Origin of the sequence: Methylobacterium sp. UNC378MF (assembly GCF_900103195.1) — a bacterium.
GTDB lineage: Bacteria > Pseudomonadota > Alphaproteobacteria > Rhizobiales > Beijerinckiaceae > Methylobacterium.
This window is the reverse complement of sequence record NZ_FMWU01000009.1, coordinates 51,805-75,855: the sequence shown is the minus strand read 5'-3', so window position 1 is coordinate 75,855 and position 24,051 is coordinate 51,805. Positions and strand designations below refer to the sequence as shown.

At 70.3% G+C, this 24,051-nt stretch carries 28 protein-coding genes, 1 tRNA gene and 1 riboswitch; of the genes, 13 read left to right on the top strand and 16 right to left on the bottom strand.

Annotation, left to right across the window (positions count from 1 at the left end; genetic code table 11):
• The first annotated feature begins 115 nt into the window (after positions 1–115).
• The 3 genes from BLT59_RS11240 (at position 116) to BLT59_RS11225 (ending at position 3,054) form a co-directional block, all read left to right on the top strand.
• Complete coding sequence (locus tag BLT59_RS11240; protein ID WP_091779461.1) at positions 116–1,006, top strand: F0F1 ATP synthase subunit gamma; 891 nt, start codon at positions 116–118, stop codon at positions 1,004–1,006.
• Positions 1,007–1,047: 41 nt separating this feature from the next.
• Entirely contained in the window at positions 1,048–2,502 is a 1,455-nt protein-coding gene (gene atpD, locus BLT59_RS11235; protein ID WP_091779459.1) for a F0F1 ATP synthase subunit beta, read from the top strand.
• A gap of 150 nt (positions 2,503–2,652) precedes the next feature.
• Positions 2,653–3,054: a F0F1 ATP synthase subunit epsilon gene (locus BLT59_RS11225; protein WP_039893282.1), complete on the top strand. Its 402-nt coding sequence runs from the start codon at positions 2,653–2,655 to the stop codon at positions 3,052–3,054.
• A 7-nt stretch (positions 3,055–3,061) separates the two neighbouring features.
• Here BLT59_RS11225 and BLT59_RS11220 read toward each other — a convergent pair whose 3' ends face one another.
• The 7 genes from BLT59_RS11220 to hrpB all read right to left on the bottom strand — a co-directional run bounded on the left by BLT59_RS11220 (position 3,062) and on the right by hrpB (position 10,180).
• Entirely contained in the window at positions 3,062–4,300 is a 1,239-nt protein-coding gene (locus BLT59_RS11220) for a CCA tRNA nucleotidyltransferase (protein WP_091779455.1), read from the bottom strand.
• A complete protein-coding gene (locus BLT59_RS11215) occupies positions 4,297–4,554 on the bottom strand; it encodes a DUF6111 family protein (RefSeq protein WP_091779453.1) in 258 nt (85 codons plus the stop codon). The genes BLT59_RS11220 and BLT59_RS11215 overlap by 4 nt, the downstream gene beginning before the upstream one ends.
• Before the next feature lie 9 nt (positions 4,555–4,563).
• Positions 4,564–5,235, bottom strand: coding sequence for a CoA pyrophosphatase (locus BLT59_RS11210; RefSeq protein WP_091779721.1), 672 nt, complete (start codon positions 5,233–5,235; stop codon positions 4,564–4,566).
• Positions 5,232–5,816: a DUF1285 domain-containing protein gene (locus tag BLT59_RS11205; protein ID WP_091779451.1), complete on the bottom strand. Its 585-nt coding sequence runs from the start codon at positions 5,814–5,816 to the stop codon at positions 5,232–5,234. The genes BLT59_RS11210 and BLT59_RS11205 overlap by 4 nt, the downstream gene beginning before the upstream one ends.
• Before the next feature lie 127 nt (positions 5,817–5,943).
• Complete coding sequence (locus BLT59_RS11200) at positions 5,944–7,167, bottom strand: SMP-30/gluconolactonase/LRE family protein (protein ID WP_091779718.1); 1,224 nt, start codon at positions 7,165–7,167, stop codon at positions 5,944–5,946.
• A gap of 74 nt (positions 7,168–7,241) precedes the next feature.
• Positions 7,242–7,667, bottom strand: a complete 426-nt coding sequence (locus tag BLT59_RS11195; RefSeq protein WP_091779449.1) for a PaaI family thioesterase — start codon at positions 7,665–7,667, stop codon at positions 7,242–7,244.
• Positions 7,668–7,714: 47 nt separating this feature from the next.
• Entirely contained in the window at positions 7,715–10,180 is a 2,466-nt protein-coding gene (hrpB, locus tag BLT59_RS11190) for an ATP-dependent helicase HrpB (RefSeq protein WP_091779447.1), read from the bottom strand.
• A 185-nt stretch (positions 10,181–10,365) separates the two neighbouring features.
• On the opposite strand from hrpB, the gene BLT59_RS11185 reads away from it, so the two are divergent.
• The 4 genes from BLT59_RS11185 (at position 10,366) to BLT59_RS11170 (ending at position 12,655) form a co-directional block, all read left to right on the top strand.
• Positions 10,366–11,001 (top strand): carboxymuconolactone decarboxylase family protein, encoded by a 636-nt coding sequence (locus BLT59_RS11185; RefSeq protein WP_091779445.1) that lies wholly within the window; start codon positions 10,366–10,368, stop codon positions 10,999–11,001.
• Between the two features lie 150 nt (positions 11,002–11,151).
• Positions 11,152–11,385, top strand: coding sequence for a hypothetical protein (locus BLT59_RS11180; RefSeq protein WP_091779443.1), 234 nt, complete (start codon positions 11,152–11,154; stop codon positions 11,383–11,385).
• A gap of 107 nt (positions 11,386–11,492) precedes the next feature.
• Complete coding sequence (locus BLT59_RS11175; RefSeq protein ID WP_091779441.1) at positions 11,493–11,858, top strand: hypothetical protein; 366 nt, start codon at positions 11,493–11,495, stop codon at positions 11,856–11,858.
• Between the two features lie 98 nt (positions 11,859–11,956).
• Positions 11,957–12,655: a YoaK family protein gene (locus tag BLT59_RS11170; RefSeq protein WP_091779439.1), complete on the top strand. Its 699-nt coding sequence runs from the start codon at positions 11,957–11,959 to the stop codon at positions 12,653–12,655.
• Here the strand turns inward: BLT59_RS11170 and BLT59_RS11165 are convergent.
• From BLT59_RS11165 to BLT59_RS11145, 5 genes are all read right to left on the bottom strand, one after another.
• Positions 12,645–12,893 (bottom strand): flagellar protein, encoded by a 249-nt coding sequence (locus BLT59_RS11165; RefSeq protein ID WP_091779437.1) that lies wholly within the window; start codon positions 12,891–12,893, stop codon positions 12,645–12,647. The genes BLT59_RS11170 and BLT59_RS11165 overlap by 11 nt on opposite strands.
• A gap of 101 nt (positions 12,894–12,994) precedes the next feature.
• Positions 12,995–13,225 (bottom strand): hypothetical protein, encoded by a 231-nt coding sequence (locus tag BLT59_RS11160; protein WP_091779435.1) that lies wholly within the window; start codon positions 13,223–13,225, stop codon positions 12,995–12,997.
• A gap of 35 nt (positions 13,226–13,260) precedes the next feature.
• Positions 13,261–13,347, bottom strand: a tRNA-Leu gene (locus BLT59_RS11155).
• 33 nt (positions 13,348–13,380) lie between these two features.
• A complete protein-coding gene (locus tag BLT59_RS11150) occupies positions 13,381–14,574 on the bottom strand; it encodes an FAD-dependent monooxygenase (protein ID WP_091779434.1) in 1,194 nt (397 codons plus the stop codon).
• A 12-nt stretch (positions 14,575–14,586) separates the two neighbouring features.
• Positions 14,587–14,844: a zinc-finger domain-containing protein gene (locus BLT59_RS11145; protein WP_091779433.1), complete on the bottom strand. Its 258-nt coding sequence runs from the start codon at positions 14,842–14,844 to the stop codon at positions 14,587–14,589.
• 201 nt (positions 14,845–15,045) lie between these two features.
• On the opposite strand from BLT59_RS11145, the gene map reads away from it, so the two are divergent.
• The 6 genes from map (at position 15,046) to BLT59_RS11115 (ending at position 20,815) form a co-directional block, all read left to right on the top strand.
• Positions 15,046–15,873, top strand: a complete 828-nt coding sequence (gene map / locus BLT59_RS11140) for a type I methionyl aminopeptidase (RefSeq protein WP_091779431.1) — start codon at positions 15,046–15,048, stop codon at positions 15,871–15,873.
• 6 nt (positions 15,874–15,879) lie between these two features.
• The gene (radC, locus tag BLT59_RS11135) at positions 15,880–16,626 is read left to right on the top strand and encodes a RadC family protein (protein WP_091779428.1); all 747 of its coding nucleotides are present in this window, start codon (positions 15,880–15,882) and stop codon (positions 16,624–16,626) included.
• A gap of 96 nt (positions 16,627–16,722) precedes the next feature.
• A complete protein-coding gene (locus tag BLT59_RS11130) occupies positions 16,723–18,156 on the top strand; it encodes a circularly permuted type 2 ATP-grasp protein (RefSeq protein ID WP_091779426.1) in 1,434 nt (477 codons plus the stop codon).
• 65 nt (positions 18,157–18,221) lie between these two features.
• Positions 18,222–19,169 carry an alpha-E domain-containing protein gene (locus BLT59_RS11125; RefSeq protein WP_091779424.1) on the top strand — a complete coding sequence of 316 codons (948 nt, stop codon included), beginning with the start codon at positions 18,222–18,224 and terminating at the stop codon, positions 19,167–19,169.
• Between the two features lie 21 nt (positions 19,170–19,190).
• On the top strand, positions 19,191–20,018 hold the full coding sequence (locus BLT59_RS11120; RefSeq protein WP_091779422.1) for a transglutaminase family protein: 828 nt from the start codon (positions 19,191–19,193) through the stop codon (positions 20,016–20,018).
• A 44-nt stretch (positions 20,019–20,062) separates the two neighbouring features.
• A complete protein-coding gene (locus BLT59_RS11115; RefSeq protein WP_091779420.1) occupies positions 20,063–20,815 on the top strand; it encodes a proteasome-type protease in 753 nt (250 codons plus the stop codon).
• 142 nt (positions 20,816–20,957) lie between these two features.
• Here BLT59_RS11115 and BLT59_RS11110 read toward each other — a convergent pair whose 3' ends face one another.
• From BLT59_RS11110 to thiO, 4 genes are read right to left on the bottom strand one after another with little or no spacing between them, the layout of a single operon-like run.
• Entirely contained in the window at positions 20,958–21,614 is a 657-nt protein-coding gene (locus BLT59_RS11110) for a thiamine phosphate synthase (RefSeq protein ID WP_091779418.1), read from the bottom strand.
• Positions 21,611–22,414, bottom strand: coding sequence for a thiazole synthase (locus BLT59_RS11105; RefSeq protein WP_091779416.1), 804 nt, complete (start codon positions 22,412–22,414; stop codon positions 21,611–21,613). The genes BLT59_RS11110 and BLT59_RS11105 overlap by 4 nt, the downstream gene beginning before the upstream one ends.
• A gap of 2 nt (positions 22,415–22,416) precedes the next feature.
• Positions 22,417–22,629, bottom strand: coding sequence for a sulfur carrier protein ThiS (thiS, locus tag BLT59_RS11100; protein ID WP_091779414.1), 213 nt, complete (start codon positions 22,627–22,629; stop codon positions 22,417–22,419).
• Positions 22,626–23,849 (bottom strand): glycine oxidase ThiO, encoded by a 1,224-nt coding sequence (gene thiO, locus BLT59_RS11095; RefSeq protein ID WP_091779412.1) that lies wholly within the window; start codon positions 23,847–23,849, stop codon positions 22,626–22,628. The genes thiS and thiO overlap by 4 nt, the downstream gene beginning before the upstream one ends.
• A 64-nt stretch (positions 23,850–23,913) precedes the next feature.
• A riboswitch (TPP riboswitch) is annotated at positions 23,914–24,042 on the bottom strand.
• Positions 24,043–24,051: the final 9 nt, after the last annotated feature.

The window sequence follows — 24,051 nt, the reverse complement described above, 5'->3', positions numbered from 1 at the left end:
GGGAGGGATCTTGGGTGGTGCGGGGGGATCTCGGTCCTCGCCGCACCACCCGAACTTCCGGCTCCTTCCCGCCGAGGGAAGGAGAGGCCCATAGAACGGACCTGGACCTCACCCGATGGCGAGTTTGAAGGACCTGCGCAACCGCATCACCTCGGTGAAGGCGACGCAGAAGATCACCAAGGCCATGCAGATGGTCGCCGCCGCCAAGCTGCGCCGGGCGCAGATGGCCGCCGAGGCGGGCCGTCCCTACGCCGAGAAGATGTCGGCGGTGCTCGGCAACCTCGCAGGCAACCTCGTCGGCGGCGTCGGCGCCCCGCGGCTCCTGTCCGGGACCGGCTCCGAGCAGACGCACCTGCTCGTCGTGTGCACGGGCGACCGCGGCCTCGCCGGCGCGTTCAACTCGTCGATCGTCCGCCTCGCGGTGCGCGAGCACGCCCAGAAGCTCGCCGCCGAGGGCAAGACCGTCAAGATCATGACGGTCGGCAAGAAGGGCCTCGACGCCCTGCGCCGGCAGTACCGCGACCAGATCGTCGAGAGCATGGACATCCGCGGCAACCGCCCGGTGGATTACGAGTTCGCGGCCTCGATCGCCGACAAGATCCTGACCCGCTTCGAGAACGGTGAGTTCGACGTCGCGACGCTGTTCTACTCCGAGTTCCGCTCGGTGATCTCGCAGATCCCGACCGCGCAGCGCCTCATCCCGGCCGAGCTCCCGGCGGCCGATACGACCGCGAAGGCGGCGGCCGGCAACGCCGCCCTGGAGTTCGAGCCCTCCGAGGAGGCGATCCTGGAGACGCTGCTGCCGAAGAACCTGACGGTGCAGATCTACCGGGCGCTCCTGGAGAACGCCGCCTCCGAGCAGGGCGCGCGCATGAGCGCCATGGACTCGGCGACCCGCAACGCGGGCGAGATGATCAAGAAGCAGACGCTGATCTACAACCGGACGCGTCAGGCCATGATCACCAAGGAACTCATCGAGATCATCTCGGGTGCGGAAGCCCTCTGAGGCACGCGACCCGACCGCACAGCTTGAAGGGTAGGTTAACGATGGCGAACACCGCACTCCCCGGCACCGGCTCCAACAAGGTCGGCAAGATCACCCAGGTCATCGGCCCCGTGGTCGACGTGCAGTTCGAGGGCCACCTGCCCGAGATCCTGAACGCGCTGGAGACCAAGAACAATGGCGCCCGCCTCGTCCTCGAGGTGGCCCAGCAGCTCGGCGAGAACACCGTCCGCTGCATCGCCATGGACACGTCCGAGGGCCTGACCCGCGGCCAGGAGTGCACCGACACCGGCGAGCCGATCAAGGTTCCGGTCGGCATGAATACGCTCGGCCGCATCATGAACGTCATCGGTGAGCCGATCGACGAGGCCGGCCCGGTCCAGGCCACCACCTACCGCGCCATCCACCAGCCGGCCCCCTCCTACGCCGAGCAGTCGACCGAGGCCCAGATCCTCGTGACCGGCATCAAAGTGGTGGACCTGCTCGCCCCCTACGCGAAGGGCGGCAAGATCGGCCTGTTCGGCGGCGCCGGCGTCGGCAAGACCGTGTTGATCATGGAGCTGATCAACAACATCGCCAAGGTGCACTCGGGCTACTCGGTCTTCGCCGGCGTGGGTGAGCGGACCCGCGAGGGCAACGATCTCTACCACGAGATGATCGAGTCCAAGGTGAACGTCGACCCGAAGGAGCATGGCTCCGCCGAGGGCTCCAAGTGCGCCCTGGTCTACGGCCAGATGAACGAGTCGCCCGGCGCCCGCTCGCGCGTCGCCCTCACCGGCCTGACCATCGCCGAGCAGTTCCGCGACGACGGCCAGGACGTGCTGTTCTTCGTCGACAACATCTTCCGCTTCACCCAGGCGGGCTCCGAGGTGTCGGCGCTTCTGGGCCGCATCCCTTCGGCGGTGGGCTATCAGCCGACGCTCGCGACCGACATGGGCGCCCTTCAGGAGCGCATCACCACCACCAATAAGGGCTCGATCACCTCGGTGCAGGCCATCTACGTGCCGGCCGACGATCTGACCGACCCGGCGCCCGCCGCCTCGTTCGCCCACCTCGACGCCACGACCGTGCTGTCGCGCTCGATCGCCGAGAAGGGCATCTACCCGGCGGTGGACCCGCTGGACTCGACCTCGCGCATGCTGTCGCCGGCGATCCTCGGTGAGGAGCACTACGACGTCGCCCGCCGCGTCCAGCAGACGCTGCAGCGCTACAAGGCGCTCCAGGATATCATCGCGATCCTGGGCATGGATGAGCTGTCCGAGGAGGACAAGCTGACCGTGGCCCGCGCCCGCAAGATCGAGCGCTTCTTCTCGCAGCCCTTCTCGGTGGCCGAGGTGTTCACCGGCTCGCCGGGCAAGCAGGTCGCGCTGGAAGACACCATCAAGGGCTTCAAGGGCCTCGTGAACGGCGACTACGACGATCTCCCCGAGGCCGCCTTCTACATGGTCGGCACCATCGAGGAGGCCCAGGAGAAGGCCAAGAAGCTGAAGGCGGCGTAAGACGATGCCCTCCCCTCCCCCTTGCGGGGAGGGATCGGGGGTGGGGGTGGTGCAGGATCGAGTGATCCGGTGCCTCCTGCACCACCCCCACCTCCACCTCCTCCCCGCAAGGGGGAGGAGAGCCTGTTGCGGATCCGGGATCGTCCTGAGATGGCCACCTTCCACTTCGATTTCGTCGGCCCCGAGCGGACGCTGTATTCCGGCGAGGTGACCGCCGTTCAGCTGCCCGGCACCGAGGGCGAGATGACCGTCATGCCGGGCCACGCGCCCGTGCTGACCTCGCTGCGGGTCGGCGTCATCGTGGTCACCGAGAGCCAGGGCAGCGGCAAGCGGATCTATGTCCGCGGCGGCTTCGCCGATATCGGCCCGACCGCCGTGACCGTGCTCGCCGAGCGCGCCGCGCCGATCGAGGAGCTGACCCACGAATCCCTGGACCGGGACATCGAGGCGGTCGAGATGCAGCGCGACGCCACCGAGGACCTGCAGAAGCGCGAGGAGCTGAACGGCCAGATCGTCCAGCTGCAGGAGACCAAGGCGCTCCTCAAGCTCTGAGCGTTGTTCAGCGGGCGCACTCCAGCGCCCGCGCCAGCAGCTCGGCCCGCGCCTCGGAATCCGTCGGACAGCCCCGCTCCAGCCAGACCTTCCGCGCCGCAGCCAGCCCGCGTCCGATGCCGGGTCCCGGCGCGACACCGGCGGCGATCAGATCCGCTCCCGCCAGGGGGAAGATTGGCGACGCTCCCTCCCCTTCGAGGGTGCGAAGGGCAGCGGTCGCCGCCTCCGTCATGGTGGGCCGCGGCTCGCCGGCCAGGATCGTGAGCATTTCGGCCAGCCGCGCCAAGCCGTGTCCCGCCGTCAGGGCCCGCATCGCAGCCTCATCCAGGATCGCGCGTCCGTGGAGATCGGCCAGCGCCTCCGCGTAGCCGAGCAGCTGCCCGTGCTCGCTGTTCGAGAGACGCAGTCGATCCCGCAGCCGATCCGCGTCATGGCGGGCGCCGACCGAGAGGGCCGCGAGGCGCATCACCGGGGACAGCCCCGCGGCGGCGGCGCGCTCCAGACGTCCAAGCTCGCCGACGCCGCCGGTGATCCGCTGGAGCAGGCCGGTCGCGCTCAGCGTCCTCACCATGACAGCTCCGCCAGAGGCCGTGAGCAGCTTCAGGAACTCCGCGCGCACCCGCTCGCGGGAGAGCCGGTCGAGGCTGTCCCGCGCGGCCACGCAGGCGGCCAGGGCTGCCGAATCGGGCGCCCCGGCGCCGAACCGGGCATGGAAGCGGAAGAAGCGCAGGATCCGCAGCGCGTCCTCGCGAATCCGGGTTGCCGGGTCTCCGATGAAGCGAACCCGCCCGGCTTCGAGGTCGGGCAGCCCGCCTGCCGGATCGTGCAGCGTTCCGTCGGAACCGAGCGAGAGGGCGTTGACGGTGAAATCCCGCCGTTCGGCGTCGCGGAGGAAGTCCGTGCCGAACCGGACGATTGCATGCCGCCCATCGGTCTCGACATCCTCGCGCAGGGTCGTGACCTCGATCGGTCCGTCCTCGGTGACCAGGGTGATCGTGCCGTGCTCGATCCCGGTCGGCACCGCCTTGAGGCGGTCCGACCGCTGCGCGGCGTTCATCACCGCCTCGGGCAGCAAGGTGGTCGCCATGTCGATATCGGCGGTCTGGACGCCGAGCAGCGCGTCGCGCACGCAGCCGCCGATCAGGCGGGTCTCGGCGCCCGGAATGTCCAGGGCCGCGAGCACCCCGCGCACGCCCGGGCGGTCGAGCAGGGCCGTGAGGCCGGCCCGGTGGAGCGCACGGTTCACCGGAAACCGCCGGGCACGAGGCGGCCGTTCTCCATGTGGGCGGGCACGTAGCCCCCGGGGCGGCGCTCGGAGAACAGGCCCTCGTAGACCAGCGTGCCGATCACCACCGCCAGCCCGGCTAGGACGAGGCGGAGCACGTGTGGGTCCCAGTGCATCCGGCGCAGCGGGTTGCGACCGGTCAGCAGCAGGTAGACCAGGAACAGGGCAAAGGGGATGAGGAAGAGGCCGAACTCTTCGAGGACGCGACGCAGCATGGGGCCAGCCTAGCGTGCCGGGCGGCCGACGTCGCCGGGTTCGGCCTCGGGATAGAGCCGTTCCCGGAGATTGTTCAGGATCCCCGCGGTAACGCCCCAGATCAGCCGTTCGCCGAAGGTCACGGCATAGAACCAGCGCTCGCGCCCCTGCCAGGACCGGGAACGCAGGCGGTAGCGCTCGCGATCCATCAGGATCGGAAGCGGCACCTCGAACACGTCCGCCACCTCGGCGGGATTGGGTTTCACCACCGCGCCGGCATCGACCAGTCCGATGACCGGGGTCACCAGGAAGCCGGTGCCCGAGAGATACGGATCGAGATAGCCGAGCAGCCGCACCGCGTCGGGCCGGAGCGCGATCTCCTCGAACGCCTCCCGCAGGGCTGCGTCCGCAGGACCTGGATCGGACGGATCGATCTTGCCGCCCGGCAGCGCCACCTGCCCGGAATGGTCACGCAGATTGGCCGCCCGCATCGTCAGGATCAGACTGGGGCCCTCCGCACGCCGCACGACTGGCACGAGGACGGCGGCCCGGCGATGGGGCGGTGGCGGCATCACGGCCGAGCCGTCGGGGTCGAGGCTGTGGTCGCCACGCGGGTTGGAGGTCGGATCGTCCGGCCGCGGCGGATCCGGCGACAGGCCGGCCGCGGCACGGGCGAGGAAGTCGGCGAGCGGGTCGCTCACGCGGCGGCGACCGGCGCGATGGTATGGAAGGTGCCGCCGGCCCACAGGCCGAGCCACGGCTCGCCGTCGACGACGCGCTCCTCGGCGAGATCGACGAGGTCGTAGGTGAGCGCCCGAGTGACGAGCGCCCAGAGCCCGCGGCGGACATGGAGGTAGGGCTTCAGCGCCCCGTCCGATCCCTCCTCGAAGCGGAGGGCGTGCTCGGCATCGACGCTCACGAGATCGTCCACGTTGGTGCGGAAGGAGATGCGTCGCCCCTTGCCCGTGCCGTCGACGGCCATCTCGACGGCCACGAAGGCCGCATCGTCGACGGCGATGCCGACGCTCTCCACCGGCGTGACCAGGACGGTCCGGCCATCGGGCTCGCGCCGCAGGATGGAGGCGAAGAGCTTGACCAGCTTGTCCCGGCGGATCGGCGAGCCGTTGTGATGCCACGTCCCGTCCGCGGCGATGCGGATGTCGATGGCGCCGCAATAAGGCGGGTCCCACCGCTCCACCGGCGGCAGCCCGCGCGTCGGCACGCCCCCGAGGGCCGCGCTGAGGCGGCTCAAGGTCGGGTCTGGGGCGGGATCCTCGCTCATGCCCGACACAGATAGCGTGTCGGTGCCCGGTCAGCCATGGCCGACCGAAGGATCGGCCCCGGTTCCGTCCCGGATTGCGGAGCCTCAACCGCCGGCCCGACGCGCGGGCCGGGTGAGGGCCGCGACTCTAGGACGGCCCGGCACCCTGGGTGTTCACCGTCAGGGCGTAGAGCGACTGGCTCGCCGCCATGAACAGGCGGTTGCGCTTGGGGCCGCCGAAGGTGAGATTCCCGCACACTTCCGGCAGGCGGATCCGCCCGATGAGCTTGCCCTTCGGCGTCCAGACGGTCACGCCGTTGTAGCCCACGGCCCGGCCGGCATTGCTGGACACCCAGAGATTGCCGTCGACATCGGCCCGCAGACCGTCAGGCCCGCATTTCACCCCGTCCACGACGCAATCCGAGACGAGACGCTTGTTCGAGAGCGCGGCCCCGGTCCCGACGTCGAAGGCGTAGATCTCGCCCTTGCCGCCGGGCCCGGTATCCCCCGGCCCCTTCCCCGTGGAGCAGACGTAGAGCGTCCGGTGATCGGGCGAGAAGCACAGGCCGTTCGGATCGGGCACCTCATCATCGGTGAGCACACGATCGATCCGCCCGGACGGATCGATGCGGTAGACCGCGTTCGGGAGCGCACGTCGCCGCAGGACGGTCCCGGCCGGCTGCCCGAGCCGCGGATCGAGATGGCCCTGCGGGTTGCTCGGCCCGCCCGCCGCGTCGGGCAGGCCCTCGTAGAGCAGCGCGCCGTAGGGCGGATCGGAGAACCAGTAAGCGCCGTCCGGGTGCTGAACGACATCGTTGGGCGAGTTCAGCGGCTTGCCCTCGAACGAATCGGCCAGGATCGTCGCCGAACCGTCGAGCTCGTAGCGCACGACGCGCCCGGTGGCGTGCTCGCAGCTGAGCTGCCGCCCCTGGCGATCGAAGCTGTTGCCGTTGGAATTGTTGCTCGGCATCCGGAAGGTGGAGACGTGCCCGTCCTCCTCCAGCCAGCGCATCTGACGGTTGTTCGGGATGTCGCTCCAGACGAGGTAGCGGCCAACGGCACTCCAGGCCGGCCCCTCCGCCCAGAGGGCGCCGGTCCAGAGTCGGCGGATGGCGCTGTTCGGCACGATGTAGGGTTCGAAGGCCGGGTCGACCGCGATCACGTCCGGATCGGTAAAGTAGGTGGTCGGGGCCGCGCCCGGCCGGAAATCGCGCGGCGGGCGCGTCACCGTGCTCGGCGGTTCGGGCTGCGCCGCCGCGTCACCGGCCGTCGCGGCGAAGGCGCCTAATCCTGCGAGGATCGCGCGTCGGGAGGGCGGAGGGAGCCCGCGCTCCGCCTCGATCCCGGATGCGTCGGTCTGCGACGGCCGCATGCGATTCTCCATCGCGCATCCTGCAAATTCTCCGCGATGCGCGCCGACAGGCTAGGACCAATGTCCTGCGCCGGTCAATCCGGCCGGCGCCGGAGGATCTTCCAGACCCCGTCCGCCGAGGCGAGGAGCCGGGTGCCGTCGCGGACGTCGCCGCGCATGAACACGAGGGAGCCGGTGCGCTTGACCACTTGAGGCCGGATCTCGATCCAATTGCCGAGGCGGCCGACATCGATGAACTTCATCTCCAGCTGGATGGTCACGCAATTGGCGCCGTCCGCCGCCCGCATCGCGGTCTCGCCAAGCGCGCGGTCGGCGAAGCTCATCAGCATGCCGCCATGGACCACGCCAATCAGGTTGGCGTGCTTCTGCTCCGCCCGGAACGCGTAAGCGCCGTCCGCGCGCCTGAGATGCAGCGGCCCGACATGGGCGATGAAGCCCTTGTCCTCCACCAGGGCCCAGCCGTGGCCGGCGGGATCGAGGGCATCCGTTTCGGTTGTCATCGCGTCCGGTCCGTTCGTGCCGATGCGGGAGAAGGGCGTTTTGGCCGTCAGGTTCCCCGGGGCTTGACCCGGCGGGTCGGCGCCTCGTTGAGCGGATCCTCCGGCCAGGGATGGCGCGGATAGCGCCCGCGCATCTCGGACCGCACAGCCGCCCAGGATCCGCGCCAGAAGCCCGGCAGGTCACGGGTGATCTGGATCGGTCGCTGAGCCGGCGACAGCAGGTGCAGGACCAGCGGTCGGCCGCCAGCCCTGGGATGCCGGTCGAGGCCGAACAGCTCCTGGACCCGGACTGACAGCGCGGGCTCCTCGGACGTGTAATCCACCGGGATGCGCGAGCCGGTCGGCACCTCGACATGGGTCGGTGCCTCCGCGTCGAGACGGGCGCGCAGGTCCCAGGGCAGCAAGACCTGCAGGGCGTCCGCGAGGTCGCTCGGTGTGACCGACGCCAGTGCGGCGCGACCCACGAGAGACGGCGCCAGCCACGTCTCCGCCGTCCGGGCCAGCGCCGCGTCCGACAGGTCGGGCCAGGCCGCGCCCTCGGCCGCGTGGAGGAAGGTCACCCGGGCCCGCCATTGCGCCAGGGCCGGCGTCCAAGGCAGGCGGTCAATCCCGAGTTCCGCGATGCCGCGCGCCAGAATCTCAGCGCTGACCAGGTCGCACGGCACCGGCAGCGGCCGTGCCCCAAGTGTGACGGCGCCGAGCCGACGGACCGCCCGCGCCCGCAGGGCGGCGGCCTGCGGATCGAAGGAGATCTCGGTGCGGGACTCGATCCGGTCGGCGAACAGCCGCTCGACCGCCTCGGCCCCGATCGCCGCCGCGGCCAGGATCCGGGCGTTTCCGGCCGCTCCGGCAAGATCGGCGATCACCAGATGGGTTTCGCGGGCGAGCGGGCTCGCCGGGTCGAGGCGCCCGGCCCGGCCGCTCGCCATCACGAACTCACCCTCGCGGCCGCGAGCCCGCGCCACCCGATCGGGGTAGGCGAGCGCCAGGAGCGGCCCGGCGGCGACCGGGCCGGCCTCCGGGCTCGCGCGACCGCCCGCCCCGGCGATCCGGGCCCAGCTCTCGGCGAGCCGGCGCATGTCGGCGGCGCGGCCGCCTCGGTCGCGGCGGAACCGCTCGACCCGCTCGTCAAGGTCGAGGCCGTCGCCGCCGAGGCCGCGCTCCACCAAGACGGCGGCGAGGTCGGCCGCGGCGCGCGCCTGGCCGGTGCCGGCCGCGACCGTGACCATCCGGGCGAGCCGCGGCGGCAGAGGCAGCGCCCGCAGTCGCGCGCCGACCGGCGTCAGCCGGCCGTCGGCATCGAGCGCGCCGAGTTCGGTCAGCAGGGCGCGGGCCTCCGCCAGGGCGGGTGCGGGGGGTGGGTCGAGGAAGGCGAGCGCGGACGGGTCGGTCACGCCCCAGGCGGCGCAGTCGAGGAGGAGCCCGGCGAGGTCCGCTGACAGGATCTCCGGCCGCGTGAACGGCTCGAGGGCGTTGGTGCCCGCCTCGGACCAGAGCCGCCAGCACAAGCCGGGCTCGGTCCGGCCGGCGCGGCCCCGGCGCTGGTCCACGGAGGCGCGGGAGGCGCGGGCCGTGACCAGCCGGGTCAGGCCGAGGCCCGGCTCGTAGACCGGGACCCGGGCGAGCCCCGAATCGACCACGATCCGGACGCCCTCAATGGTCAGAGAGGTTTCGGCGATGCTGGTCGCGAGGACGACCTTCCGGGTGTCGGCGGATGCGGGGGCGACGGCCCGGTCCTGCTCGGCGGGCGTCAGCGCCCCATAGAGGGGCGCGATCTGCACGTCGGATCCGACCTTCTCGGCCAGCAGGTCGGCGGTCCGGCGAATCTCCGCCTGTCCGGGCAGGAACACCAGGATCGAGCCGGGATCCGCCCGCAGGGCGCGCAAAGTGACCTCGGCCACCGAATCCTCGATCCGCCGGTTCGGATCGCGCTCCACGTACCGGGTCTCTACCGGGAAAGCGCGACCCTCGGAGGTCACGACGGGCGCGTCGCCCATCAGGCGCGAGACCCGCGCGCCGTCGAGCGTCGCCGACATGACGAGGATCCGCAAATCCTCCCGCAGGCCGCCCTGCGCGTCGAGGGCCAGGGCCAGACCGAGGTCGGCGTCCAGGGAGCGCTCGTGGAACTCGTCGAACAGGACCGCGCCGATTCCGGAGAGTTCCGGATCGTCCAGGATCATCCGGGTGAACACGCCCTCGGTGACCACCTCGATCCGCGTCCGCGCGGTGATCTTTGAGCCGAGGCGGACGCGCAGGCCGACCCTGCCGCCGACCGGCTCGCCGAGCGTCTGCGCCATTCGGGCGGCGGCGGCCCGTGCGGCGAGGCGGCGCGGCTCCAGCAGGATGATCCTGCGCCCGTCGAGCCAGGGCGCCGCGAGGAGGTCGAGGGGCACGCGGGTCGTCTTGCCGGCGCCTGGGGGCGCCACAAGGACGGCGACATTCCGCGCGGCGAGCGCGCGACGCAGATCAGGGAGCGCCGCCTCGATCGGCAGCACGGGTGCGGGACCGGCCATCGCGGCCGCTGATGGCGCGGCGCTGCGCCGAGCGCAACCGTCCGGACCCGGGTCCGCGAGGCGTCCGGCGTTTCCATGACGCCGCGCGGGATTCGACACGGGCTTCCCGTCCCGGGCCCTGGCGGCCGCGCGGCACCGCCGCAATCGTGCGGCGGCGACTGCACAGATCCAACGGGAGCGAAACGATGACCCTCCGCCGCCGCGCGCTGACCCTTGCCGCCATCTCCCTGGCCCTGCCGCTGGCGACCACCGCGGCGCGGGCGCAGGACCGGCTGCCGACCATTCCGCCCCAGGATTACACAACCGAGCAGAAGCAGGCCGCCGAGGCCTTCGCGCAGGCGCGCGGCAAGCCACCCTTTGGGCCGTTCGAACCGCTCATGTACTCGCCCGAGGTGATGACGCTCGCGCGTTCGATGGGCGACTACCTCCGCTTCAAGCCGAAGATCGGTACCACGCTCTCGGAGCTAGTGATCCTGATGACCGCTCGCCGCTGGACGCAGGATTACGAGTGGTACGTCCACGCGCCGATCGCCGAGAAGGCTGGCATCTCCGCCGACATCATCGCGGCGATCCGTGACGGACGCCGGCCGGCCAAGATGAGCGACGACGAGACCCTCGTCTACGATTTCACCGCCGAGCTTCAGGACACGAAGCGCGTCTCCGACGCGACCTTCGCGCGCGCCGAGGCCCGGTTCGGCAAGCCCGGCGTCGTCGATCTGGCGGCGATCTCCGGCTACTACACATTCCTCGCCATGGAATTGAATGCGGCGCGCTACGCGATTCCCTCAGATGGCAAGCCCCTGCCGCGGATGCCGGAGTGAGCCGGGTTATCCACAGCGGTTCGGCGGCGGAATCAGGGTTTTCCACAGGGTTGGCATGGGTTTGGGCCGACGATCCGGCGGACGTTGACGGAACGTTAACCTTTATGGCTTGTTCTCTTTTCGTTCCCGGATGCGACGAAGGAGAACCCGATGCTGACCCAGGTCCTGGCCCGGCGCGACGATCACGCCTGCCCCGTCGAGGCGATCAGCGCGGCGTATCTCGGCTTCGCCGGCGGCGATGCCGGGATCGCCCTGCGGTGCGCGATCGCCGACGCCCTGTCCGACCTGATGGAGGCCGAGCGGCGCACGCGCGAGCGCAGCCGCCTGATCTCCCGCGGCTACATCCGGACCGCCCCGGATCCGGACGCGGGGCCGGCAAGCTGAACAGTGCCTGCAGGGCGGCTTCAGCTTCGGTGCAGCGCGGGCCTGGCACCGTGTCTCTCGTGATCCGGGGCGCCGCAGGTGCTCCGCGCTTTCTCCGGAGACAGGTCATGACACGCATCGCTCTGCTCTCGGCCGCCGCGCTGATCGGCGCGGGCACCCTGGCCTCCACGACCGCCGAGGCCCGCGGTGGCGGCGCCATCGCGGCCGGCATCATCGGCGGCCTCGCGGCCGGAGCGCTGATCGGCGCCGCGACCCAGGCCCATGCGGCGCCCGACTACGGCTACGACGATTACGGCTATGCTCCCACCCGCGTGGTCGTGCGGCCGGCCCCGGCCTACCGCGCCTACGAGGAGGACGCGCCGGTCTACGCCACCCGCCGGACGGTGACCTACGAACGGGTCCCCGTCGGCTACGGCCCTGCCCGCCACTGGCACGGGGATTGGGATGGCGGCTACGGCTATCGCGGCTGGTGAGGTGCGGGTCGCTCCGGGCGCCGTGACGGCGCCCGGGAGCTTGGCTTAAGACAGCGGCGCCGGGCCGAATCCGGCCTCCGCAACCAACCGACGAATCCATGCTGGTCCACGAAGGCGAGACGCGCACCCCGGAGGCCGACCGGGCGCTCGCCCTGTCCCTCGCGGCTGTAGCCGGCGCATTGAACACCGCCGGGTTCTACGCGGTCGGCCTCTACGCCTCGAACATGACCGGGAACGTTTCGGCGATTTCCGATCGGACCGGCACGGGCGACCTCATCCTGGCCGCGCAGGCCGGCCTGCTCGTCATCCTCTTCGTCCTCGGCGCCGCCACCGCGACGCTGCTGATCCGGCGGCGCCGTCGCGGGGCCCACCCGGGCGCCTATGCCTACGGGGTCTTCATCGAGGCGATACTCCTCGTCGCAGTTGGCCTGCTCGTGCTGCCGCTTCACGAGCCGGCGCGGAGCCACGCCCTCGTTCTCGGCCTGAGCTTCGTTCTGGGCCTGCAGAACGCGGCCGTGACCAAGATCTCCGAGTCGCGGGTGCGGACCACGCATGTGACCGGCATGATCACCGATATCGGCATCGAACTCGCGCGCCGGCTTGATCGCGGCACGTCCGGACCCGATGCGCTGAAGCCCCACGATCCCGTGCGGCTGAGGCTGTACCTGCTGACCGTCGGCGCCTTCCTGACCGGCGGCGTGGTGGGGGTCGTCGCCTACCGCCTCGTCGGTGTGGCGCTGCTCTTCGCGGCGGCCGCGATCCTGGCGGGCCTCGCCCTTCCCGCCCTCAGGCGCTGATGTCGAGGAGCTGCCCCATCATCCGGTCGCTGGTGCGCGCCACCGCGGCGTTCAACGCGAAGGCCGACTTCGACCCGATCAGGTCCGCGACGGCCCCCGAGAGATCCACCTGGGCGGCCGGCGGCAGGGCCGTGTCGCCGACCGGGGCGCCGCTTGCCGCGATGGTCTCAGCGGCTTTCCCGAGCCGATCGGTGGCCCGGGTCATGCCTGTCGTGGCGGTCTGAAGGGCGTCGATCATGCCGGAATCTCCCGGCCGAGATCCTGCCAGGGAGTCGACAAGAGCCGGTTTCGGCGATCGTTCAAATGTGAGCCATCACCTGCGGCGGACCGGTCGGCTTCTCAACCCTTCGGCGCGCACACGGTGACCGGGGAGGCCCCGCCATAGGGCCGTTCCGCTTCCGCGATCTGCTTCGCGGCGGCCTCACAGGCCTGCTGGGTGTTGAACTCGACGGATCCGATCGCGGAGCCCGAGCCGGCGAGCATGATGATCAGCACGTAGACCACGCCGTTTCCTCCGTCGCGCCGCTCGGCGGCGGCCCATCCCGGATCCAAATGGGTGGCGTGCCGCATGCGACCGCGCCGAACGGCGGATCGCGATCGCGGGTTGGTGCGGACGGCGGGACTCGAACCCGCACGGCCTTGCGGCCGCAAGATTTTAAGTCTCGTGCGTCTACCGGTTCCGCCACGTCCGCATGCGCCCTCGGTAGCGGGGGCGACGGGTCCGATCAAGCGGGAGGCGTCCAGCCGTAGAGCCAGGCGTAGCGGTCGCGCATCCCGTCCGGGCCGAGTCGGGCCATCACCGCGTTGCGCAGGAGCGCCACCAGCCCGCCGGCATGATAGGTCCGGCCGTTGCTCCGCGCCGCCTTCTGGACCCGTCGCGCCCGGGCCGTCCGCGCATCCGAGAACGCGGCGAGCGCCGCCGGCACATCCGCGTGGTCGGCGAGGGTGCGCGTCAGAATCGCGGCATCCTCGATCGCCAGGGCTGCCCCCTGAGCGAGGTAGGGCAGCACCGGATGGCCGGCATCGCCGATCAGCGCGAGCCGGTCTCGGGCGAGCGGGCGTGCGACGGCCCGGTCCGCGAGCGACCAGACCAGCCAGGAATCCGGCAGGCTCAGGAGGTCGCGCAGAGGGCCGGCGCAGCCGCGCAGATGGCCGCGCAGCACGGCCGGATCCCCGAGGCGGCCCCAATCCTCGTCGCCCACCGCCTCGGGAACCACGGCCACGACGTTGAGGAACTGGCTGTCCCGAACCGGGTAATGCACCACGTGCCGGCCGCGGCCGAGCCACAGCCCGGTCGCGGCGCCGCGCAGATCCGGCGACACCGCCTCCATGGGGATCAGCGCCCGCCACGCCGCGGCCTGACCGGGGCGCAGCGGCGCCGAATCGAGATGGGTGCGCAGGCGCGACCGCAGCCCATCCGCCCCGATCGCGAGGTCGAAGCCGACAGGCTGGGCCCCGCTCGCGCCCTCGACGGTGAGGACAGCCTCGGAGGCCGTCTGGGCGACGGCCGTCACGGTGCGGCCCATCATCAGGCGGATCGCCGAGCGGCTCCGGAGCGCGTCGAGCAGCAGCGTCTGCAGATCGGCGCGGTGGATGACGTAGTAGGGCGCGCCGAACCGGCTCTGCGCCTGCGCCCCGAGCGCCACGCCGCCGATGCGGCGGCCGCTGTCGAGAGCCCGCACCTCCACCGAGGGCGGCTCGCTCGCCGCGCGGCGCAGGGCTGCCGAGAGCCCGAGGCCAGCCAGAACCCGGCTGGCATTGGGCGAGATCTGGATCCCGGCTCCGACCTCGCTGAAGCCGGTCCGCCGCTCGATCATCGTGACGGAATGGCCGGCATCCGACAGCGCCAAGGCTGCCGTGAGGCCGCCGATCCCGGCCCCGACGATCCCGATCCGCAGAGATGGATTGCCAGAGGGCACGGTGGGCGGCGCCTACTCCGCCGCGAGCTTGGCGTCGTCCCGCCACACGCAGGCCTGCGGCTCCGCCTCGTCGGCCTTGAGGCCGGCGCGGTAGCGATAGAGCGTTGAGCAATACTGGCAGATGATCTCGCTGTCGGCGCCCATGTCGAGGAACACGTGCGGGTGGTCGAACGGCGGCAAAGCGCCGATGCACATGAACTCCTTCACGCCCACGGTGATCACCGGCACGCCCGGCTCGTTGTGGAAGTGCGGTACCGCCTTGCCTGCCATCCGGCCCTCGCCTGCCCCGCGACGGAGTGCGCGGCGAATCTGCCTGCGCGCTCCCGGGCGTCTCGTGGCCGCTTATGCCGCCAGCCCCGCGGCCGGCGCAAGCCTCGCCCGACCGTCCGCCGACGCGGCTTGGCCTCCCGCGCCCCGCACCGTACATAGAGCGACGCCCGATAGACGCCGCCGCGAAAAAAAGTCCCGACCATGCAGCAGGAACAAGCCAGTGCGCAGGGTGCGCGCCGCGCTCCGGAACCGCCGATCCACGGTCCCGAGGGTTTCGAAGGCATGCGCCGGGCGGGGCGGCTCACGGCCGAGGCCCTCGACTTGCTGATGGAGGCGACGCAGCCCGGCGTCACGACCGAGGAACTCGATAAGCTCGCCTACACCTTCGCGATGGATCACGGCGCCTATCCGGCCTCGCTGCTCTATCGCGGCTATCCGAAGTCGATCTGCACCTCGATCAACCACGTGGTCTGCCACGGCATTCCCAACGACAAGCCGCTCCGCGAGGGCGACATCGTCAATCTCGACATCTGCCTGATCCTCGACGGCTGGCACGGCGATTCGAGTCGGATGGCCTATGTCGGCGAAGTGCCGCGGAAGGCTCAGCGCCTGTGCGAGATCACCTACGAGGCACTGATGCGCGGCGTCGCGGCGGTGAAGCCTGGCGGCTCGACCAACGACATCGGCCGGGCGATCCAATCCTTCGCCGAGGGCGAGCGCTGCTCAGTGGTGCGCGATTTCTGCGGCCACGGGCTCGGGCGCACCTATCATGATGCCCCTACGATCCTGCACTACGTCGAGGCGAGCTACGACGTCCCGTTCAAGCCCGGCCAGTTCTTCACGATCGAGCCGATGATCAATCTCGGGCGGCCCGCCGTGAAGGTGCTGGGCGACGGCTGGACCGCCGTGACCCGGGACCGGTCGCTCTCCGCCCAGTTCGAGCACACCGTGGGCGTCACCGAGACCGGCGTCGAGATCTTCACGATCTCGCCGAAGGGGCTTCATCAGCCCGTCAATCCGGCGGCCTGAGCGGCCGTGACGGGGGCGCCGGACGACGGCGAGGCGGGGCTGTTCGCCGACAGCGCCGTTTCGTCCTCGGTCGAGAAGGAGACGCCGCATTATCACGGCCACCGCGACCGCCTGCGGGAGAAGTTCTCCGCGGCAGGCCCCGACGCGCTGCCCGATTATGAATTGCTGGAACTGGTCCTGTTCCGGGCGATCCCGCGGCGCGACGTGAAGCCCCTCGCCAAGGCGCTGGTCGCTCGGTTCGGCAGCTTCGCCGAGGTGGTGAGCGCCGAGCCGGCACGGCTCATGGAGGTGGAGGGCGTGAGTGCGGGGGTTGCATCGGACCTCAAGGTGATCGAGGCCGCAGCCCGGCGCGTCGCCCGCGGCGCGATCCGCGAGCGGGCGCTGCTGGCCTCGTGGAGCGCGCTGCACGAGTACCTGCGTGCCACCATGGCGTTCGCCCCGCGCGAGGAATTTCGCGTCCTGTTCCTCGACAAGCGCAACCACCTCATCGCCGACGAGGTGCAGGGGCGCGGCACCGTCGATCACGCGCCGGTCTATCCCCGTGAGGTCGCCCGGCGGGCGCTGGAGCTGTCGGCGACCGCGATCATCCTGGCCCACAACCACCCGTCCGGCGATCCGGCCCCCTCCGCCGCCGACGTGGCGATGACCCGCGAAATCTTGACGGTGCTGGCGCCGCTGAAGATCGTCGTGCACGACCACGTGATTCTCGGCCGAAACGGCCATGCCAGCCTGAAAGGTTTGAAGCTGATCTGATCCTCCGGCCGCCTTGAGCGTTATCGCCCGTGGCTATAGCCATGAACGCGTGGCGCGCCTCTTGCCTCAAGAGCGGGAGCGCACGGGAGGAGCGAGATGGCGGTGACGGCCTTCGACGAGATGAACGGGATCGGCGCTGCCGATCCGGCTGCCGTCCGTGACGCCTACGGCCAGCTGAAGGCCTGGCTGGACGCGACGCCGCCCGAGCATTTCAACACCCGCCGCAGCCAGGCCGAGCTGCTGTTCCGCCGGATCGGCATCACCTTCGCGGTCTACGGCGACAACGAGTCGACCGAGCGGCTGATCCCATTCGACATCATCCCGCGGGTGATCACCAAGCCGGAATGGGCCTTCCTGGAACGCGGGCTGAAGCAGCGGGTCACCGCCATCAACCTGTTCCTGAAGGACATCTACGGCGCGCAGGAATGCATCAAGGCCGGCATCATCCCGGCCGACCTCGTCTACCGGAACGCCCATTACCGCATGGAGATGCGCTCCTTCCGCGTGCCGCACGACCTCTACGTCCACATCGCCGGCATCGACATCGTCCGGACCGGCGAGAACGACTTCTTCGTGCTGGAAGACAATGCCCGCATCCCGTCCGGCGTCTCATACATGCTGGAGAACCGGGAGGTGATGTTGCGCCTGTTCCCGGACCTGTTCTCCAAGCATCGGGTTGCGCCGGTGGAGAACTACCCGGACGCGCTGCTCGCCACCCTGCGCAGCCTCGCACCGGGCTCGGCGGCGCGGGACCCGACCGTCGTGCTGCTCACCCCCGGGCGCTACAATTCGGCGTTCTACGAGCACTCGTTCCTGGCCGACAAGCTCGGCGTCGAGCTGGTGGAAGCGTCCGATCTCTTCACCAAGGACGACGTGGTTTACATGCGCACCACCGAGGGGCCGCGGCGGGTCGACGTGATTTACCGCCGCCTCGACGACGATTTCCTGGATCCCCTCGTCTTCCGCCCGGATTCGGTCCTCGGCGTACCGGGGCTGATGAATGCCTACGAGCGCGGCTCCGTGACCTTGGCCAACGCGGTCGGGACCGGCATCTCGGACGACAAGGCGGTCTACAGCTACATGCCGGAGATCGTGAAGTTCTTCACCGGCGAGGAGCCGATCCTGCACAACGTGCCGACCTACCGGTGTCGCGAGAAGGATTCCTTCGCCTACGTGATGGATAACCTCTCCGAGCTGGTGGTGAAGGAGGTGAACGGCTCCGGCGGATACGGCATGCTGGTCGGCCCACATGCCAGCAAGCGCGAGATCGACGACTTCGCCAAGAAGCTCAAGCACGCACCGGACGGGTTCATCGCGCAGCCGACCCTGTCGCTCTCAACCTGCCCGACCTTCGTGGCCTCGGGAGTCGCACCGCGCCACGTCGACCTGCGGCCCTTCGTGCTGTGCGGCGCCGACCAGATCCGCATCGTGCCGGGCGGCCTGACCCGGGTGGCGCTGAAGGAGGGCTCCCTGGTGGTCAATTCCAGCCAGGGCGGTGGCACGAAGGACACCTGGGTGCTCGACGCCTGAGGTCCACAACGTCCGGACGTTCCGAGGCGCGGACATCGTGGTCCGCACGACTTGGCTGAAGACCGATGCTCTCCAGGACTGCCGACAACCTCTTCTGGCTCTCGCGCTACGTCGAGCGGGCCGACTTCGTCGCCCGCATCCTCGACGCGGCGCACCGCTTCGCCTCGCTGCCGACGAGCTACGGCGGCGGCGGCGGCAACGAGTGGGAGTCGGCCCTCGCCTCGGCCGGCGATCCGGACGCCTTCAAGACCCATTACAGCGCGGTGAACGCCGACACGGTCTGCGACTTCCTGGCCTTCAGCCCGCACAACCCGTCCTCGATCCGCTCCTGCATCGAGGCGGCCCGCGAGAACGCCCGCTCGGTGCGCACCGCCCTCACCACCGAGATGTGGGACGCGATCAACGGCGCGTGGCTGGAGCTGCGCAACTATGCTGGCAAGGACCTCAACCGCGACGAGTTCGGCCGTTTCCTCGACTGGGTGAAGACCGTCTCGCTGACCTTCGACGGCTCGGCCTTCCGGACGATGCTGCGCAATGACGCCTTCTGGTTCACTCGGCTCGGCACCGCGATCGAGCGCGCCGACAACACCGCCCGCATCCTCGACGTGAAGTACCAGATCCTGCTGCCGCACGACGAGACGGTGGGCGGCAGCCTTGACTACTTCCAGTGGACCACGATCCTGCGCGAAGTGTCGGCGTTCAACGCCTATCACTGGGTCTACCGGGAGAGCATCAAGCCGGTGCTGGTGGCCGACCTCCTGATGCTCAACAAGCAGATGCCGCGGTCCTTCGCGAACTGCTACGGCGTCATCGTCGAGTATCTCGACCTGATCGCCGACGCGTACGGCCGCCGGGGTCCGAGCCAGCGGCTCGCCGGCAACATGCTCGCGAAGCTCGACGGCGAGGACATCAACCGGGTATTCGCCGGGGGGCTGCACGAGTTCGTGGAGGCGTTCATTGCCGAGAACAACAGCGTAGGCGAAGCGATCGCCAAGCAGTATCTGGTCGGCTGAACGAGACGGACGGGACAGCGCATGCGCATCCGCGTGGTTCACGAGACCATCTACACCTACGAGCAGCCGGCCCGCGGGCTGGTGCAGGTCCTGCGCCTGACGCCGCGCGATCATGATGGGCAGTACGTCCGCACGTGGCGGATCGACACCACCGTCGACGGGCGCCTGACCGCCCGCGAGGACGGGTTCGGCAACGTCGTCCACTGGTTCACCCCGGACGAACCGGCCGACGCGTTGACCATCCGGGTCACCGGCGAGGTCGATACCGACGACACGAACGGCATCGTCCGCGGCACGGTGGAGCGACTGCCGGATCAGTTCTACCTGCGCGACACGGACCTGTGCGCGGCGAGCCCGGAGCTGCAAGCCTTCGCCGAGCGCGTCGCCACGGAAGGAGACGGTGCTGTCCTGGCCCTGCTTCACCGGCTGATGGGTGCGGTCCAGAACGCCGTCGCCTACGAGCCCGGTCCCGCCACCAGTGCCGTCCCGGCCGGCAAGGCTTTCGCGGCCGGGCGCGGCGTCTGCCAGGATCTCGCCCACGTCTTCATCGCCGCCGCGCGCCACATCGGCATCCCGGTCCGCTACGTGGCCGGCTACCGGGCGCGGGATGACGGGCAGGCGGATGTCGAGGCGCCCCACGGCTGGGTCGAGGCCCTGGTCCCGGTTCTCGGCTGGGTGGCCTTCGACCCGTGCTACGACGTCAGTCCGGCGGACAATTACATCCGTGTTGCCACGGGTCTGGACTACCTCGGTGCGGCGCCGATCCGCGGCAGCCGCACCGGGGGTGGTACCGAGACACTGGACGTGAAGCTTCGGGTCGAGCAAGGCAGGGCTTCCGCTCAATCCTGATCGTTCAGACATCGGTCCGCCGACCGCACGAGGGCCCGAAGACGATGACCTACTGCGTCGGTGTCCTAGTCGAGGAAGGGCTGGTCATGGTCGCCGATACCCGCACCAATGCGGGGCTCGACGACATCTCGACCTATCGCAAGCTCCACCATTTCAACGTGCCGGGCGAGCGGGTGATGATGCTCGCCTCCGCGGGCAATCTCTCGATCACCCAGTCGGTGCTCAGCCTGCTCCAGGAGGGCGTGCCCGGCGAGGAGGACGGCGAGCCGCCGCAGAAGCTCGTCGAGGCGCCGACCATGTTCCAGGCGGCGCAGCTCATCGGCCGGGCGATCCGGCGGGTGCGATCGATCGAGAAGGATGGGTTCGAGGCCGCCAATATCCGGTTCTCGATCTCGCTGCTGTTCGGCGGCCAGATCGGAAACGGCGAGATGCGGCTCTACCTGATCTACTCGGCCGGCAACTTCATCGAGTGCAGCACCGACGCGCCGTTCCTCCAGATCGGCGAGCATAAATACGGCAAGCCGATCCTCGACCGGGCGGTGAAGTATACGACCGAGCTGTACGATGCCCTGAAGGTCAGCCTCGTCTCGATGGATTCGACCATGCGGTCGAATCTCGGGGTCGGCCTCCCGATCGACATCGCCCTGGCGCGCCGGAACGCGCTGACGCTGGAGGTGAACCACCGGATCGAGGCCGGCGAGGGCTATTTTCACGATCTGCGCGAACGCTGGTCGGCAGCGTTGCGGGCGGCCCACCGGGCGATTCCGCGGCCGCCTTACGGGCCTTCCAGCTCCTAGAGCAGCCGCATTATCGGCCGTCCTTGCGCATGGAACGAAGCGATCCCGGATGGCGCGTCATCGCCGGACGTGGCGCGTCCCTGGGTTGCTTCGCTATGCTCGCAAAGACGGCATCTGTTTCTTCACGTGGCGACGGAGACGGTCAGGTGGCCGTCCGCGCCGCTGAAGTCTCCGCCGCGCTCCAGGCCTCCAAGAGCGTCCGTGTCGCGTCGGCCGGATCCGCGGCTCGCATCAGGCCGCCCATGATGGCGATACCCGCCGCCCCTGCCGCGCGGCAGGACCTGACCGCCTCCGGACCGAGACCGCCGAGCGCTACCACGGGCAGGCCGGCGCCGAGGCTGTCGGCGAGTCCCGTCAGGCCCAGCGCCGGTCCGTAGCCGGGCTTGCTCGCGGTCGCGTAGATCGGGCTGAGGGTCACGTAGTCGGCGCCGGCTTGCGCGGCAGTCGCGACCTCCTGCGGCGTGTGCGCGGAAACGCCGATCAGCGCAGCCCCGCCCAAAACGGCCCGCGCTGCCGCGATCGCCTCCGATCCCGAGCGACCGCCGAGATGCACGCCGTCGGCACCGAGGGCGCGCGCCAGCGCGACATCGCCTCCGACAGTCAGGACGGCGTTCGCGGCTTGCACGCATTCGGCCACGCGCGCGCCGAGGCGCAGGCGGGCATCCGCCTCAAGATCCCTGTCGCGGAACCAGATCCAGCGCCCGCCGCCGTCCAAGACCGCCTGCACAGTCTCGGCAAGCGGCCGCGTGTGGCCGTGCCGGTCCGTCACCGCCAGCAGCGGCGACGGCAGCACCCTCACGAGCCGACGAGGCCGAGCTGCGGGCTCGACGGCTCAGCACGGCCGCGGCGGGGGATCCGCCCGGCGAGATAGGCATCGCGCCCGGCCTCCACGGCCCGGCCCATGGCGCGGGCCATCCGCACCGGATCGTCGGCCTTGGCGATTGCGGTGTTGATCAGGCAGGCGGAGGCGCCGAGTTCCATGGCGATCACCGCATCGGACGCAGTGCCGATCCCGGCATCCACCACCACGGGCACCTTCGCGCGCCGGCAGATCAGCTCGAGATTGGCGGGGTTGGCGACGCCCATGCCCGAGCCGATCAGCGAGCCCATGGGCATCACGGCGGCGCAGCCGAGATCCTCCAGGCGCTGGCAGATGATCGGGTCGTCGTTGCAATAGGGCAGCACCACGAAGCCGTCATCCACGAGGTGGCGGCAGGCCTCCATCAGTTCGGTGACGTCCGGATAGAGCGTCTCCCGGTCGCCGATCACCTCGACCTTGATCCAGTTGGTGTCGAGGGCTTCCCGTGCCAGCTCGGCGGTCATGATCGCGTCGCGGGCTGTCTCGCAGCCGGCGGTGTTCGGCAGGAAGCGCTTGCCCTTCAGGATCTTGACCGTGTCCGAACCGTGTCCCTGGAGCGAGACCCGGCGGATCGAGGCGGTGACGACCTCGGCGCCGCTCGCCTGGACGGCGTCGCGCATGATCGCCTGCGTCGGGTAGCCGGCCGTGCCGATGAACAGCCGGGACGACAGGCGCACCCCGGCGATGGCCAGGCTGTCATCCTCGCTCTCGGGGCGCAGCGGCGTAAGGCTCTGGTCCATGCTCAACCTCCCTGCATGGCGCGGACGATCTCGATGCGGTCGCCCTCCGCGACCGGGGTCTCGCCCCAGTCGCGGCGGCGCAGCACGCGGCCGTTCAGCGCGATGGCGACGCCCTGCGGGCTCTCGATCCCGCTCTCCTCCGCCTCGAGACGGAACACGGTCTCCACCGTCTCGGCCGCGCAGTCCCGCGGCTCCCCGTTGATGACGAGTTTCATGCCGAGGCCCTCACGACTTCCGGCTGGCCAAAACGTGCGCGCGTGAAGGGACGGGCGACGTCCGGCAGCGCGCCGTGCAACACCAGTTCGGCGACGGCCTGGGCGGTGACGGGGGCGAGCAGGTAGCCGTTGCGGTGGTGGCCGGTCGCGGCGACGAGACCCGGGGCGAGTTCGTCAAGGATCGGCGCGTCGTCGTCCGAAGTCGGGCGGTAGCCGCTCCATACGGACTCGACCTCCATCTCCTCGATACCGGGCAGGACCCTGCGTGCACCCTCCAGCAGGGCGTAAAGCCCGCCCGCGGTGACACCTGGCCGGAAGCCGCAATCCTCCACGGTCGCGCCGACGATGAGCTGGCCGTCGCTCTTCGGCGCCATATGGACCTGCTCGGTCCAGACCATCCGGGCAAGCGTGCCGGTACGGGCGGTCGTGCGCAGCGCCACGGACTGGCCCTTCAGCGGCCGGACTGGCAGGGCGAGCGCGTCAGGCAGCAGGCCGCTCTCCCCGCTCCAGGCGCCAGTGGCCAGGATGACGGTTTCGGCTGTCACGACGCGATCGCCGGCGCGGATGCCGGTCACGCGGCCACCGGACCAGTCGAGGGCGGTGACGGCTGTCCGCTCGGCCATTGCGACTCCGGCCCCACGGCAGGCCGCCGCGAGGGCGTCCATGACCAGACGGGGATCGACCTGATGGTCGAGCGGGCAGTGGATCCCGGCGGTGACGGAGGGGCGCAGGCCGGGCTCTAGACGCCGGACCTCGCTGCCCGGCAGCCAAGTGGCCTCGAGACCCGACCGACGCTGCAGATCGTAGCGGAAGCGGAGGCGCTCGACCTCGTCGCGGCCGACCGCCAGCACCAGAGTGCCATCGGGACGATAGTCGATGGACCGGCCGGATTCAGCCTCCAGTGCATGGCGGTATTCAGGCCAGAGACGGAGCGATTCGAGGGCGAGGGGCAGCAGCGGGTCCGAGCCCGGCTCGTATTCGGCGGCCGGGGCCAGCATGCCGGTGGCCGCGAGGCTCGCGCCCGCCCCGATCGTGTCCCGCTCCAGAACGGTCACGGCGCGGCCCGCCCGGGCGAGCCGCCATGCGATCGACAGACCGATCAGACCGCCGCCGATGACGGCGACGTCGGTCCGCGCCGGCAGAACGGCGGGCGCGACGACGCCCTCGGGGTTGCGGCGGCGGCCAATCGGTGAGGCAGGTCTGTCGAGGGGCACAAGCATCTCCGCGGATTGACGTCGCGGGGAGCGGGCCGTGTGCTTCTGTGAGAAGCTGTGGCCTGCCTTTCGGGCGGCCGCGGTCCAATCCCTACGCCGGTATGAGCCGGATCAGGTTCGAAGGATTTCCGCGCCGCAGGTCCTGACGGACGTGCCAGCGGTTTCTCAGCCCCTTGCCGGGGATCTCCCTGGAACGAGAGGAGATTTG

What these genes read in the sequence shown, in the direction of transcription:
- hrpB (WP_091779447.1), bottom strand. Translation starts at nt 10,180, where the DNA reads ATGGCCGGTCCCGCACCCGTGCTGCCGATCGAGGCGGCGCTCCCTGAT.
- BLT59_RS11105 (WP_091779416.1), bottom strand. Translation starts at nt 22,414, where the DNA reads ATGGACCAGAGCCTTACGCCGCTGCGCCCCGAGAGCGAGGATGACAGC.
- BLT59_RS11195 (WP_091779449.1), bottom strand. Translation starts at nt 7,667, where the DNA reads ATGACAACCGAAACGGATGCCCTCGATCCCGCCGGCCACGGCTGGGCC.
- BLT59_RS11205 (WP_091779451.1), bottom strand. Translation starts at nt 5,816, where the DNA reads ATGAGCGAGGATCCCGCCCCAGACCCGACCTTGAGCCGCCTCAGCGCG.
- BLT59_RS11200 (WP_091779718.1), bottom strand. Translation starts at nt 7,167, where the DNA reads ATGCGGCCGTCGCAGACCGACGCATCCGGGATCGAGGCGGAGCGCGGG.
- map (WP_091779431.1), top strand. Translation starts at nt 15,046, where the DNA reads ATGCAGCAGGAACAAGCCAGTGCGCAGGGTGCGCGCCGCGCTCCGGAA.
- BLT59_RS11175 (WP_091779441.1), top strand. Translation starts at nt 11,493, where the DNA reads ATGACACGCATCGCTCTGCTCTCGGCCGCCGCGCTGATCGGCGCGGGC.
- atpD (WP_091779459.1), top strand. Translation starts at nt 1,048, where the DNA reads ATGGCGAACACCGCACTCCCCGGCACCGGCTCCAACAAGGTCGGCAAG.
- BLT59_RS11145 (WP_091779433.1), bottom strand. Translation starts at nt 14,844, where the DNA reads ATGGCAGGCAAGGCGGTACCGCACTTCCACAACGAGCCGGGCGTGCCG.
- BLT59_RS11240 (WP_091779461.1), top strand. Translation starts at nt 116, where the DNA reads ATGGCGAGTTTGAAGGACCTGCGCAACCGCATCACCTCGGTGAAGGCG.
- BLT59_RS11165 (WP_091779437.1), bottom strand. Translation starts at nt 12,893, where the DNA reads ATGATCGACGCCCTTCAGACCGCCACGACAGGCATGACCCGGGCCACC.
- BLT59_RS11170 (WP_091779439.1), top strand. Translation starts at nt 11,957, where the DNA reads ATGCTGGTCCACGAAGGCGAGACGCGCACCCCGGAGGCCGACCGGGCG.
- BLT59_RS11225 (WP_039893282.1), top strand. Translation starts at nt 2,653, where the DNA reads ATGGCCACCTTCCACTTCGATTTCGTCGGCCCCGAGCGGACGCTGTAT.
- BLT59_RS11125 (WP_091779424.1), top strand. Translation starts at nt 18,222, where the DNA reads ATGCTCTCCAGGACTGCCGACAACCTCTTCTGGCTCTCGCGCTACGTC.
- BLT59_RS11115 (WP_091779420.1), top strand. Translation starts at nt 20,063, where the DNA reads ATGACCTACTGCGTCGGTGTCCTAGTCGAGGAAGGGCTGGTCATGGTC.
- BLT59_RS11120 (WP_091779422.1), top strand. Translation starts at nt 19,191, where the DNA reads ATGCGCATCCGCGTGGTTCACGAGACCATCTACACCTACGAGCAGCCG.
- thiS (WP_091779414.1), bottom strand. Translation starts at nt 22,629, where the DNA reads ATGAAACTCGTCATCAACGGGGAGCCGCGGGACTGCGCGGCCGAGACG.
- BLT59_RS11130 (WP_091779426.1), top strand. Translation starts at nt 16,723, where the DNA reads ATGGCGGTGACGGCCTTCGACGAGATGAACGGGATCGGCGCTGCCGAT.
- BLT59_RS11180 (WP_091779443.1), top strand. Translation starts at nt 11,152, where the DNA reads ATGCTGACCCAGGTCCTGGCCCGGCGCGACGATCACGCCTGCCCCGTC.
- BLT59_RS11185 (WP_091779445.1), top strand. Translation starts at nt 10,366, where the DNA reads ATGACCCTCCGCCGCCGCGCGCTGACCCTTGCCGCCATCTCCCTGGCC.
- BLT59_RS11160 (WP_091779435.1), bottom strand. Translation starts at nt 13,225, where the DNA reads ATGCGGCACGCCACCCATTTGGATCCGGGATGGGCCGCCGCCGAGCGG.
- BLT59_RS11215 (WP_091779453.1), bottom strand. Translation starts at nt 4,554, where the DNA reads ATGCTGCGTCGCGTCCTCGAAGAGTTCGGCCTCTTCCTCATCCCCTTT.
- thiO (WP_091779412.1), bottom strand. Translation starts at nt 23,849, where the DNA reads ATGCTTGTGCCCCTCGACAGACCTGCCTCACCGATTGGCCGCCGCCGC.